The following is a 13363-nucleotide window of genomic DNA, read 5'->3' as shown; positions in this document are numbered from 1 at the left end:
ATAAGACCTTTTATCCTAATTCACATACAAAAAAACTATGCATAGATAGTTATGCATAGCTATGTTTCTTTTAAAACTCTCTTATAGTTGTATTCAAGCGATTAGCCACCCTCTCTAACTCTTCCGAAGATTTACCAATCGATTCAATAATAGTAGCTAATTCAGATACTTGATTATCAACTTTTTGGAAATTTGAGATCGAATTTTCTACAGAACCAGAAATCGCATCAAAAGCTTTTAGGGATTCAGCATTACGTTCAATACTACTATTTACAAGCTCCTGTATGTCCTGAATAGCTTGTACTACTTGTGTTGTGATACCATTTGACGTCATGATTAACTCAGCAATCTGCTCAACAGAGCTTTTCGTTTGCTCCGCAAGCTTGCGTACTTCGTTTGCAACAACTGCAAATCCTTTACCATGCTCACCAGCACGTGCCGCCTCAATTGCAGAGTTTAATGCAAGTAAATTTGTTTGGCCAGAAATACTTTTCACAATTTCTACAACGGCATTTATTTTAGAAGAGGATGCATCTAATTGCTCCACCATATTTCCCATTTCTACGGTCTTATAATGAATCTTCCCTGTTTGCTCATTAATAGATAGTATTTTACTATAGCCTTCACTAGAAACTTTTTGCATTGATTCTGCCTCATACATACTTTCCTTCAAAGAAGCGTTGACACGCTTGGCGCTATATAAAAGTTCTGTTACTGTTTCAGTCGTAGTTTGTGATTGAACCTCTAATTGTGTAGAAATTCCACCTATAACATCCTTTACATGGTCCCTAACATTATTGCGTTGTGTTTCAATTAGTATACTTGCGTAGCTATCGTATTCTTCTAAAACGATTTGTTGTTCAAAATTACATATTTTACTGATAGCATCACAAAACTTCTCTTCTTCGCCCTTTGGTAATCGTAGTTCATACACTATTTTGCGAAGTGATTTCTCAAGTATTTGAAAAGCAGCTAAATACCATTTCGGATATAAATTAATCTTTACATGCATTTTTGCCACACGTCTTCGCTTCTCTAAAAAGGCTTCATCTATTCGCCCCTCAAACATTTCAATAATATGGTGACGTAATGTCTGTCTTAAACGTTCGCTGGAGCTATGTGATTGAATAACCTTTTGTAAGGAAGGAACACTTTCTATTGCATGATAAAATGCAGCTACCACTTCTACTACATTTCTTTCTACATATGGTTTTAAACTATTAATTAGCTGAAGATCATGCACACTTAACCCTACAAGATTTAATTGTAGTAAACGGTCTGGATCCTCTATAAAAATACCGATTGTTGCTTCATTGCTTATTTCAATTGTATTTTTCTTAGATCTATTAATAAGTTGAAACATTTTCTCCACCTCATATATTTAATCATATATTTTAATAAGTCTATATTCCTACTTTTTATAAAAAAACAACAAATAATTAGACACTTTATGTATCAATTATAATCTCAAAACAGTTAAATGAACAATATGTAGGTAAATGTTGTCTAATATTATTATAATTTGCTTTTAATTTATGCATTAACATGATTCTTTATACTCATTTTCTTTCACTTTATTGAGAAAATGGATGGATGATTCAATAATTTTAACGCAAAAAAAGCCACTGCTTCTTGAAGAAGAAGCGTGACTTATTGTTTACATGAAAATGATAACGCAAAGAACTGCGGCTAAAACTAAACGATAAATGGCAAAAGGCATTAATTTTACCTTTGAAATAAGCGCTAAGAAAAACTTAATGGACAGTAATGCAAAGACGAACGAACTAATAAATCCTACAGCATAGAAGCCAAAATAGTCCATTGATAAAGTATCCCAGTTTTTCAAAACGGATACGAGGCTAGCTCCTGCCATGATTGGCACAGCCATAATGAATGTAAAATCAGCTGCAACACGGTGACTCATACCAAATAGTACCCCACCCGAAATTGTTGCACCTGAACGAGAAAAACCTGGCCATAGAGATAGGCATTGTACTAGCCCTACCTTAAATGCTAAACCATAAGAAATCTTATCTAAAGAATCAACTTTTGGTTTTCTCGGTGCCAACTTATCTGCAGCAATCATTAGAATTGCTCCTGCCACTAGTGCATATACAACATGTTCTACTTTAAAAAGATGGTCGTCAATAAAATCCTTGAATGCAAAACCTAAGACAACTGCTGGTAGCATACCAACAATAACATGCAATAAGTTAAAGCGGCCATTTATGGACTTAGCTTGACCTTCAATATTATATAAACCAACTAAGCTTAGCATACGTTTCCACATAACTACGATAACTGCTAATATGGAACCAAGTTGTACAACAATTTTAAATGTGTTGGCAGGATATTTCCCTAAAAACTCCTCTGTCTTTAACCACATATCATCCACGATAATCATATGCCCCGTAGAAGATACTGGTGCAAATTCTGTCATACCCTCAACAAAGCCTAATATTAATGCTTTTAATAACTCTATAATTTCCACCATGTCACCTTACCTTTTTTAATCAAATACCCACTTATTATAAAATACTACGTTTGTATATACTACTGCCATTTCACCTAAGAAGCCGATTGTTAGATCATCACATTCTATTTAAATGTTATATCTACTACCCAAAGCTCTGATCTACTGCCAATTCGCATCGGTGGGCCCCAGAAGCCATAGCCTGATGAAACAAGTGTATGCATCTGTTCCTTCAATTTATAACCATAATCCAGTTCAAATACACGAGCTGTTATATACTGATTCGGCCACAGTTGTCCCTTGTGTGTATGACCAGACATATGTAAATCAACGCCCATTTTTGAAGGCATGTTCAAATCGTCAGGTGTATGATTCATTACAAGCCATGGTAAATTAGCAGAAGGCTTTAGTACCTCAAGTGGTTTTCTTTCTTTATTCGTTCTGTCCTCTTGCCCTGTTAATATAAACGCATCTTCTATAAGAATTGTTTCATCTAGGAGCATTTTCACATTGGCATTTTCCATTTCCTTAATAAACTCAGGAATTTTTTTGCCATAATATTCATGGTTACCTAATATACCATATGTTCCATATGTAGATGTTAGTTGTTTTATGACATCTGCCATACCCTCTTGAACAAACCATTTAGGGTCATCGTCCACAATATCCCCAGCTAACAACACAATATCTGGTTGTGCTTCATTAGTTAAACTGACAAAACGTTGTAAATGTCGTTTATGTGATAAAACACCTAAGTGAAAATCAGATGCCACAACAGCTCTTAGTGTGTTTAACTCACTATCTTGTTTATCAATTGTTATTTCTAAATGACGAACAACTGGTGAATAGGCTAAATAGGAGCCAATGATACTTAACAAGAATAGGATTGCTACTGCTACGCTACCTATTATTTGCACATTTTTAAAAGGTGTGAGCCAAATAATGAATTGTGCAACTAAACATAGCAATATGCCATATTCAAAGATAAACATCCAATAATTACTGATTACAGAAAACACTCGTAATGACTCGTGTAATCTTCCGATTATAATACTAAAAGCAACCATATACAGCACGATCCAAAATAAGACCGGAAAACGAAACCACCCCATTGCTACAAGCCACTGCTTTACTCCCCACCCTAAATAGAAAGTCAAAGCACTATAAATACTAATTAAAAGAACACCACCGATTACTTTTGGCATAACCAAGTCCTCTACTTTCTGTCTATAATTTAATTGATTATATCATTATGCTTAACAATCATATTGCTTAAAGCACTTGAATAATCTTCTAGAGAAAGTAGGAACTTGTCACTTTATTCTATGACAAATTTAAGTTTACCTTTTCATATCATTAGTTACTCTCGTTTTACATGACATTTCACTGTATATAGATGACATTTTCGTCATTTACATATTAAATACCACTTTTATTTTCACATTTCTTCCAGTAACATAGTAGATGAACGAGCAAATTCGCGTATTTACGAGGAAAAAGGGGTGCTATTTCAAATGACACGTTATAAATTTGAAACAACAGAGCATGAGTTATTTCGCAAAACCTTTCGTAAGTTTTTAGCTGAAGAAGCTGAACCGCATTATGCACAGTGGGAAAAGGATCATCTTATTCCGCTTTCTTTTTGGCGTAAGCTTGGTGATATGGGGTATCTTTGCCCACAAGTAGAAGAACAATATGGCGGACTGGGCTTGGATTTCAGCTTTGGCGTCATTATACAAGAAGAGCTTGAACGTATAGGCTCAAGTCTTATCGGGGTTGGCCTGCATAATGATATTGTTGTCCCATATATCGAAGCATATGGTACACACGAACAAAAATCTCGTTGGCTGCCAAAATGTGTTACAGGCGACTATATAACAGCTATTGCAATGACGGAGCCTGGTACAGGTTCAGACTTGGCAAATATCAAAACGTCAGCCATTCGCGATGGGGATCATTATATCGTAAATGGTCAAAAAACCTTTATAACAAATGGCATCCATACAAACTTAGCGGTTGTCGCAGTAAAAACAAATCCTCAGGCTGAGAAAAAGCATCGTGGTATTAGCCTACTTGTTATTGAAGAGGGCACACCTGGCTTTACAAAAGGAAGACAGCTCGAAAAAGTTGGTATGCATGCCCAAGATACAGCTGAACTCTATTTTGAAGATTGTCGAGTGCCTGTTCAAAACCTACTTGGAGAAGAAGGCAAGGGCTTTCATTATATGATGGAAAAACTACAACAAGAGCGATTAGCAGTAGCGATTGCCGCACAAACAGCCGCTGAGGATATGCTTATGCTAACGCTAGACTATGTGAAATCACGTCAGGCTTTTGGCAAAACAATCGGTGACTTCCAAAATACACAATTTAAAATAGCTGAAATGGCTACTAAAATCGAGCTTGGTAAATCCTTTTTGGAATCATTGATTGAAGAGCATATTGCAGGGAATGATGTTGTGACAAAAGTTTCTATGGCAAAATACTGGATTACCGAAAATGCACGTGACCTTGCTACGCAATGTATGCAATTGCATGGTGGCTATGGCTATATGGAGGAATATAAGATCGCTAGAAGATATAGAGATATACCTGTTATGTCGATCTATGCTGGTACTAATGAAGTCATGAAGGTTATTATCGCCAAAAATTTAGGCTTATAATAAAAAAGGCGGCCGAAGTTTGCCGCCTTTTTACCATTAAACTGCTGGAATTCGAACAATTACTTTAAATAAATCGCCATCTACATCAATGCTCATTCTTGCTCCATGTAAATCGACAATGGATTGTGCAATGGCTAATCCAAGCCCTGAGCCCTCTGTATGACGTGAGGCATCTGCACGTTTAAAGCGTTCAAATAATTCTTCAGCATCTTCACTAATTTCATACTTCGCTACATTTTTCACTGTAAATTCAGCATCACCATCTGCCGTACGCTTAAATGTCACATAAACACGCGTTCCCTCTAGTGCATACTTCAAGACATTGACAATTAAATTATCAATAAGTCTCCACCACTTTTGGCCATCCACATATGCAAAGATTGGATCATGAGGCATGGTCATTCGTAAATCTAGTTGTGACTGTGTTAAATCCTCTTTATGCTCCCCTACAGCTTGCTGGATAAGCTGTGTTAAATCTACTCGACTGCGGTGAAGTTCAATATTACCACTTGCCATTTTTGATACTTCAAAAAGGTCTTCAATCAGCACTTTTAAGCGTTCAGACTTTTTATCCAGTATATGAATGTATTGTTTCCGTTCTTCCTCTGTAATATTTGGCTTCTTCAATAAATCGGTATACGTAATTATTGAGGTTAAAGGAGTACGTAAATCATGACTCACATTTGTAATCAGCTCTGTTTTTAAACGCTCACTTTTCGCCTGCTCATGCATGGACGTACGCACACCTTCTCGTAAATGATTGAGGTTTTCTGCATGACCTGTAAGCGGAGATTTACCTTTTACCTTTACATCACGGTTTAAACGTCCTTCAGCCATATCCTTCGTATCTTTCATAATACGATTTAAATAACCCATTCTGGATAAGAAAACAATCATAGCAGGGAACCCTATAAGCATACAAATACCAAGCACAAGGACTGCAAAGCTCCCTACTCCAGTCATTAATGCAACAAGGCTACCTCCTCCAAAGAATGCTGCGGCTAGCATTACAATTGAATGCAATGCAATTGAACGATTAATAAATAAGTCAGTCATCGAATCGCCAAGTGACCATAAATAACTCGATTTAACATTCTCCTCTAGCTTTTTCAAAGTATCTACTCTTGTATACAACCATATTAATTGTACGAAGAAAACACTACCAATTACCATTAGAACAACTATTTTAAAGGCAATATCAAGTATAAAACGAACATAATTATTATTATATATTGAATTATATTCTATAGATTCAAAAACAACTTGTGCTGAAAAGAAATACATAAAGGCTGTTATTAATAAAAGAATAATTTGAACATCAATTTTATACTTCGTTAATAGATCTTTTTCCTTCATGCTCATAACTATCTGTAATAAGTCCTTACGCCCCCTCCATACAAAGACGGCCATTATAATACTTGTGATCCAAATAAAGTAATGGGTATATTGATTGCGCTGAAACTGTTGAAATTGTTGGTATCCTCCTTGTATCAATTCTTCTGATATTACTGCTTTTTTAGAGATAGCTATTACACCTGTATATTCTGTCGTTTCGTAAAGGTCATCTACATTCACATACGTTTCTGTACGGTAAAAAATATCTCTTAAATTATCACTGATATTCCATGCATATAGCGGTTTTCGATCAGTATACTTTATTTTATAGGCACTACTTTCAGAAACATCACCAGAACGGTAAATTTTACCAGTTTCTGTATTTGTCAACTCATATGACCAATAATCATAGGTTTTACTAAAGCTTTTGGATTCAGTTTGAGCGGCTTTGATATATTTATCAATAAGTTCTTCTTTTTCTGCAAAAATCTTCTTTCGTACATGCTCATCATCTTCAAAATTTGCGGTAATATCTTTAATTTTAGTATCCCGTTCAGTCTCTAGCTTTGTCTTTAATTCTGTAGCATTGGCATCTACAGCTTCCTGAATGCGCTGTTCATATTGTGCTTTAATATTTTCGATTTGCTGCCCTAATGTACCATAGTAATTACGATGATCATCTATTTCAGTTTGGGTAATCTCAATTTTATTTTTCAATTCCTCTGCATTCGGTACATTAATTACTAACGGTCCTAGTTCTGCAGTGAAATTATCGATTTCATGCTGGAAATTTTCCGATTCGAAATATGATTTCCCAATATACTGGTACCCCACATGATAAAAAGTAAAGATACCGAAAACTGTCCAGATTAAACACATTAACACGAGAAGAGATTTCCATTTTTTCACCATAAATCTTTACACTCCTCTAAAAAATTCTTTCTAGTAACTGTAAAACCTCTGAGGAGCGAGAATTGACAATTTGATAGGCATAAACACCAAAATAAATGAGTCCAACAACGCCTGCTAGAAATCCTGCAATTGTCATATACTTCTCTAGTTTATTTTTCCATTTTATAGCCAACGCCCCATACCACCTTTAGATAGCGTGGATTTTTCGGATCAGCTTCAATTTTCTCACGTATTTTCCGAATGTGAACAGCTACAATATTTTCAGCATTATAAGCTTCCTCATTCCAAACACGTTCATAAATTTCACGAATCGAAAACACACGCCCTGCATTTTTCATTAATAGTTCTGTAATTTTATATTCTATCGGGGTTAGTCGAACTGGTTCTCCTTCTAGTACAACTTCTTTTGCCTCTTCATCAAGAACTAGTCCGTCTATTTCCACTTTTGTAGCTCCCTCACTATACGTTCCTAGCTGCACATAACGGCGCAGCTGTGATTTTACACGTGCCAATAGCTCTAATGGATGGAATGGCTTTGTCACATAATCATCAGCTCCTACCGATAATCCATGAATCTTATCGCCATCCTCCGCCTTTGCACTTAGCATGATAATGGGGATATTGCGCTCTTCCCTAATTTTAAAGGTTGCTGTAATTCCATCCATATTTGGCATCATGATATCTAAAATTATTAAATGTACTTCATTGTTCTCTAGCTTTTTTAATGCATCTAAGCCATCTGCTGCTTTAATGACATGATAGCCTTCATTTTTTAAATAGATTTCAATACCATCACGAATATCTTGATCGTCATCTGTAACAAGAACTGTTAATTTCGTCATGATATACACCTCGCTCTCAAATATAAGTGTATCTTCTAAATCTTAAAAACCAGCTATTATAAAAATGAAGAATTTCTTAAGGTTTTAGCTTTTTTCTCCCACCCAATGTTAAAACAACAATGCCACCTAAAAGCATCGCTACTCCAAGCCAGGAAACTACACTTAAGTGTTCTCCAACTAAAAACACACCAAGAATTGCAGCAGTCAAGGGTTCTGCTAATGAAAGTGTTACAGCTGAGGATGAACTAATTTTTTGTAGTCCACTTAAAAACAGGAAATACGCTACACTTGTACACATAATCCCCATAAATAACATTGTCCATAAGTTGTGCACATTTACTAACCAGGAAAATCCACCTTGTAAAGAAAACGGCAGTAAAAACAAAGCGCAAATGGAGAATGTCATAGCAACTGCGGGTAATGCCTCTTCTTGTGCCATTAATTTTTTACTTATGTTTGTGTAAAATGCAAAGGATAAACCTGCACAAAGCGCTAATATGAATCCGCCAACCTGAACAGAATCTTCTCCATTATTCATAAACAATAAAAGACATCCGATAATGGCCATCAATGTAGCAAGTCCCCATACCGCTGTGGGACGTTTTTTCCATACTAGCCACTCTAAAACACCAGAAAACACTGGTGCACTACCAATAGTAGCAACAGTTCCAATGGCTATACCTGTTAGGCGAATGGATGAGAAGAAAAGACCTTGGAAAAGCGCAATACTAGCCGCAGCTAAAATTGTCCATTTCCATGACCACCTTAAAAAGTTAATTTTCCTCATTATAATCGTAATAACTAATAATAAACTGCCACCAATTGCAGAACGAATCATGGCCACTGCTATCGGAGATACCCCTTGATCCAGATATGTTTGGGCAGTACCTGTCATTCCCCATAGAATTGCTGCTAGTAATACAAACATTGAATTTAGCATTTATCAACTCATCCCCGCTTCACTACGTTATCAATACTAATCATACATATTTATCCAAAATCAAACAATTATCATTTTTACTTTTCTTTTAATTCCAATAGTATGTTTTCTCATGAATGGACGTTATAATAAAAACAGTAAAAGGAGCGAATCGTATGTACAAATCAATTGAAGAGACAGCTATTGATCTTGGTATGCCTGAGGATCAAGTTATGCGTCTAATTTATGAAGGACGCATCCGTTCTGTTTACGATGGCCAACAAATTTTAATCAATAGCGGACAATTCAGCACTTATTTTAAACAATTGGAACGTATAAAAGAGGAAATTGAAATTTGGCGAGCTACTCCTATTCCAGAGGACATAGACGTCAAAGATGAAGACTAAAAGCCCACCATTCATACAATTGAACATTGTTGAATGGCGGGCCTTTTTTAAAGCTTTTATTAGATTGTCACAACAAATCCTGCTCTTTTCCCAATGATTTCAGCATAATCTTCTACCATCACACTCGCTGTTGGATACATCCCTGCTCCAGGACCGATTAATGTTAATGTACCAATATAGTTAGTCTCTAATGCCACCGCATTGAACACATCGTCGACTGGATAAAGTGGATGCTCTTTATCAACTAGTTGAGGACCTACTTTTGCAACAATCTTACCGTCAGCTAGTTTTTCCACTTCAGCTACATGGCGGTAACGTAGACCCTTTTCACATGCTTCATGAACTTGTTCAGCAGAGATACTATCGATCCCAATTACCTCTACATCAGACCAGTCAGGCTGCTCACCAAAAGCTAAGGCACTTAATATCATTAATTTTTTAAATGCATCCTGCCCAGATATATCATTATATGGATCTGCTTCGGCATAACCTAAGCCTTGTGCCTCTTTTAAAGCTGTTTCGAACGACCAGCCCTGTGCACGCATTTTTGTTAAAATATAATTACATGTGCCATTTAAGACACCTTGTATACGACTTACATCATTTACAAGTAAAATATTTTTCATTGTTTTTATAACAGGTACGCCACCAGCAGTAGTAGCCTCATAGCCTACAAAAACACCATTAGCTTTTGCAAGATCCTGCAACTCCAAACCTCGTTTGGCAAACATCACTTTATTGGCAGTAATAACATGACACTTATGTTCCACCGCTCGCTTTAAATAACTGTATGCAGGTTCTTCGTTCACAATTGCTTCAAACACTACCTGCATACCTGGCTCTGCTAAGACTTCATCCATACTTGTTGTCATTAAATGTGCTGTGCCTGGTACACGTTCACGACTAGCATCTGTCACTAAAATCTTCGCTACCTCTAATTCAATACCTAATTTATTTTTTAGCTCTTCTCGTTTTTCATTTAAAATATGGTAAATCCCCTGACCTACCGTTCCAAATCCTAAAATCGCTGCCTTTATAGTTGCCATTCCTATTATTCCCTCCAACTTACATTCCGCAGTTTCATTAAAGCTAACTCTCCATGGGGTTGTGTCATGACAATGTGACACCCACCGCAGTCTTTAGCTAACAACTCTCTTTGTATGAGTTTCGCTATTTCTATATGTGTTAGGACACATACAAATTCAAATAATTCAAAATTTAACTTAAAGAAAATTGTAACGCAAATACACACTTTGCACAAGAAAAATCTTTCTAGGAAGGACATTTGTTTTCTCTAGATGTGCAAAAGAAATCGGTTTCATTCCCTTTATTATACGTTTTATTAATCAATCTATAAGATTTGAACAAATATTGACTATTTACATTTCAATATATGAATGTCTTTCTTCTATTATATATATGTATGCTCAGACACTCATAACAATCCCTTTAAAGAAAAAACTCATTCCCTGTAGCAGCAGAGAATGAGCTTAAAAATATGAGGGGTCTTAACTTGCTTTTGAAAGCAATTGATAACGGTATTGTGCTAAAGCTTGTTGAACAAGACTAATCTCTTCTTCTGTAAAATTTGGTATTGCATATGTACGTTCCACTAATTGAAATGTACCATACTTCAAGTAAAACTCTGTCGCAGGAAGTGAGATATGGCTCACACCATACTGTTCATATGCCTCAAATACTTCCTTAACAGTAAAGTCTTCTTCAGTAAAAACACGTTCTTGAAATGCTGTATGACCAAATACTTCCTGCCATTTTCTTTCAACTGATGTAAGAAGGTGTTGAATGGATTTATTGTTGACAAATACATGCCCTTCATTTAGCTCATATATTAGATAGGATACAATGTTTTGCGCACTATAGATGTTACCCATTTTAAACACTCCTTTATCATCAGTTTTTGGGAAGAGTAGTCACTGGCTAGGCAACTACCCTTCTATATATTCAAAAGTGGGGGAGCACTTATGAAAACATTTACCTTTTTTCTAAAGAATTTTCGTACTGTTAACTTATTTCCTAGTATATAACATGGATTTAATAAAATCAATAATACATATAAAATTACTTGGTATTTTTTTATAAGGTTCTGATAATTAAACGGGTGCCATAATAGGTGGATGTAGCAACGTTTAACGCATTACCAAATGAGGCTAATCGAATGAGAAAATACGTAAACGCCACAACATTCTACCATTTGCTTTAAACTTTAAGCTTCTACTGTTTGTTCAGTTGTTGTTGCCTGTGTAATGGCTTGATCTAAATCAGCAATAATATCCTCTACTGCCTCTAAACCGATGGATAAGCGAATGAGCGACTCGGTTACACCAGCTTGAACTAATTCTTCTGCTGATAGTTGCTGATGTGTAGTGGAAGCTGGATGAATAATTAATGACTTTGCATCACCTACATTTGCTACATGTGAAAATAATCTCACGCTATCAATAAGCTTTCTCCCAGCTTCTCGTCCACCCTTGATGCCAAATGTAAGCACTGAACCGAAGCCATTTCTTAAATATTTTTTTGCTAACCCATGTGTCGGAAAATCTTCTAGGCCGTTATAATTTACATACTCCACAGATGGGTGGTTTTGTAAATACTTAGCCACTGCCAACGCATTTTCATTGTGTTTAGGGATACGCAGATGAAGCGTTTCTAACCCTTGCAATAAATTAAAGGCAGCATCAGCACTTAGTGTTGGACCAAAATCACGTAATAATTGTACACGTAGCTTTGTAGCAAAGGCAGCAGAAGCAGTATCAATTCCATAACGTAACCCATGGTAAGAGGCATCTGGTTCAGTAAAACCAGGGAATCGACCGCTAGTCCAATCAAACTTACCAGCGTCTACAACAACGCCCCCTAAAGTTGTACCATGACCTCCTATCCATTTAGTTGCTGAATGAACCACAACATCTGCACCGTATTCAATAGGTGTAGAACCGTAAGGAGAAGCAAACGTGCTGTCAATAATTAATGGTAGACCATTATCATGTGCAATTTTAGCTACTGCTTCAATATCTAAAACCTTTAAGCTTGGATTACCATAAACCTCTGCAAAGACAGCTTTTGTTTTATCAGTAATCGCCGCATTGAAATTCTCTGGATTTGTTTCATCTACAAAAATTGTTTTAATACCGTAGTTTGGTAATGTGTTAGCAAATAAATTATACGTACCACCATATAAAGAACTAGCTGCTACTATCTCATCACCAGCTCCAGCTAGATTTAAAATGGAAAATGCGATAGCTGCTGCACCAGATGAAAGTGCTACTGCTGCTGTTCCACCTTCCAATAAAGCCACACGTTTTTCAAACACATCAACTGTTGGATTAGTAATTCTTGTGTAAATGTTCCCTGCTTCCTCTAAGGCAAAAAGACGTTGCGCATGAGCAGTGTCTTTAAATACGAAAGCAGTTGAGCGATAGACTGGAACTGTGCGAGAACCCGTCACTGGGTCTGGCTCTTGACCACCATGCAACAGCAATGTTTCTGGTTTAAAATTTGTCATTGTGTACCTCCAAATGGTTATTTTTTTACGATGGTACCGGAGATGAGGAGGATTTTTCTGTAGAAAACAAAAACCCTCTTCAGCTAAGAAGAGGGTTGCGGTTGCAAGTTTTCCTCCCCTTATCTGCCAGATCCAAGTAAGAATCTGTAGGAATTAGCACCTTAGTAAGCTCATTGCTTACTGGTTGCCGGGCATCATAGGGCCTATCCCTCCGCCGCTCTTGATAAGAGTATGAGATTCAATTTCCATCGTTGTTACACAGTATAAACATAGAGTTTTTTTCTGT

The 13363-nt window shown here is 36.4% G+C and carries 12 protein-coding genes and 1 riboswitch; of the genes, 2 read left to right on the top strand and 10 right to left on the bottom strand.

The window, feature by feature from the left end:
* Window positions 1–70: 70 nt before the first annotated feature.
* The 3 genes from NP781_RS24645 to NP781_RS24635 form a co-directional block, all read right to left on the bottom strand.
* Window positions 71–1363 (bottom strand): globin-coupled sensor protein, encoded by a 1293-nt coding sequence (locus tag NP781_RS24645; protein WP_257521045.1) that lies wholly within the window; start codon window positions 1361–1363, stop codon window positions 71–73.
* A gap of 294 nt (window positions 1364–1657) precedes the next feature.
* Window positions 1658–2494 (bottom strand): undecaprenyl-diphosphate phosphatase, encoded by an 837-nt coding sequence (locus NP781_RS24640; protein WP_004229718.1) that lies wholly within the window; start codon window positions 2492–2494, stop codon window positions 1658–1660.
* 104 nt (window positions 2495–2598) lie between these two features.
* Window positions 2599–3678, bottom strand: coding sequence for a metallophosphoesterase (locus tag NP781_RS24635; RefSeq protein WP_257521044.1), 1080 nt, complete (start codon window positions 3676–3678; stop codon window positions 2599–2601).
* 309 nt (window positions 3679–3987) lie between these two features.
* On the opposite strand from NP781_RS24635, the gene NP781_RS24630 reads away from it, so the two are divergent.
* On the top strand, window positions 3988–5136 hold the full coding sequence (locus NP781_RS24630) for an acyl-CoA dehydrogenase family protein (RefSeq protein ID WP_257521043.1): 1149 nt from the start codon (window positions 3988–3990) through the stop codon (window positions 5134–5136).
* 36 nt (window positions 5137–5172) lie between these two features.
* Here NP781_RS24630 and NP781_RS24625 read toward each other — a convergent pair whose 3' ends face one another.
* From NP781_RS24625 to NP781_RS24610, 4 genes are all read right to left on the bottom strand, one after another.
* Window positions 5173–7383, bottom strand: coding sequence for a histidine kinase dimerization/phospho-acceptor domain-containing protein (locus tag NP781_RS24625; RefSeq protein ID WP_257521042.1), 2211 nt, complete (start codon window positions 7381–7383; stop codon window positions 5173–5175).
* Between the two features lie 16 nt (window positions 7384–7399).
* Window positions 7400–7555, bottom strand: coding sequence for a hypothetical protein (locus tag NP781_RS24620; RefSeq protein WP_004229738.1), 156 nt, complete (start codon window positions 7553–7555; stop codon window positions 7400–7402).
* Window positions 7533–8225: a response regulator transcription factor gene (locus NP781_RS24615; RefSeq protein WP_004229740.1), complete on the bottom strand. Its 693-nt coding sequence runs from the start codon at window positions 8223–8225 to the stop codon at window positions 7533–7535. The genes NP781_RS24620 and NP781_RS24615 overlap by 23 nt, the downstream gene beginning before the upstream one ends.
* 76 nt (window positions 8226–8301) lie before the next feature.
* Window positions 8302–9165: a DMT family transporter gene (locus NP781_RS24610; protein ID WP_257521041.1), complete on the bottom strand. Its 864-nt coding sequence runs from the start codon at window positions 9163–9165 to the stop codon at window positions 8302–8304.
* Between the two features lie 155 nt (window positions 9166–9320).
* On the opposite strand from NP781_RS24610, the gene NP781_RS24605 reads away from it, so the two are divergent.
* Window positions 9321–9551 carry a MerR family transcriptional regulator gene (locus NP781_RS24605; protein ID WP_004229745.1) on the top strand — a complete coding sequence of 77 codons (231 nt, stop codon included), beginning with the start codon at window positions 9321–9323 and terminating at the stop codon, window positions 9549–9551.
* A gap of 59 nt (window positions 9552–9610) precedes the next feature.
* On the opposite strand, the gene NP781_RS24600 is transcribed toward NP781_RS24605, so the two are convergent.
* From NP781_RS24600 to NP781_RS24590, 3 genes are all read right to left on the bottom strand, one after another.
* Window positions 9611–10597, bottom strand: coding sequence for a homoserine dehydrogenase (locus NP781_RS24600; protein ID WP_257521040.1), 987 nt, complete (start codon window positions 10595–10597; stop codon window positions 9611–9613).
* 462 nt (window positions 10598–11059) lie between these two features.
* Window positions 11060–11443, bottom strand: a complete 384-nt coding sequence (locus NP781_RS24595; RefSeq protein ID WP_004229747.1) for a hypothetical protein — start codon at window positions 11441–11443, stop codon at window positions 11060–11062.
* A 332-nt stretch (window positions 11444–11775) separates the two neighbouring features.
* A complete protein-coding gene (locus tag NP781_RS24590) occupies window positions 11776–13077 on the bottom strand; it encodes an O-acetylhomoserine aminocarboxypropyltransferase/cysteine synthase family protein (protein ID WP_257521039.1) in 1302 nt (433 codons plus the stop codon).
* Window positions 13078–13193: 116 nt separating this feature from the next.
* Window positions 13194–13307, bottom strand: a riboswitch (SAM riboswitch).
* Window positions 13308–13363: the final 56 nt, after the last annotated feature.

Source organism: Lysinibacillus sp. FN11 (genome assembly GCF_024628845.1).
Lineage (GTDB): Bacteria > Bacillota > Bacilli > Bacillales_A > Planococcaceae > Lysinibacillus > Lysinibacillus capsici.
The sequence above is the reverse complement of the archived record's forward strand: the minus strand, read 5'-3'. Positions and strand labels throughout refer to the sequence as shown.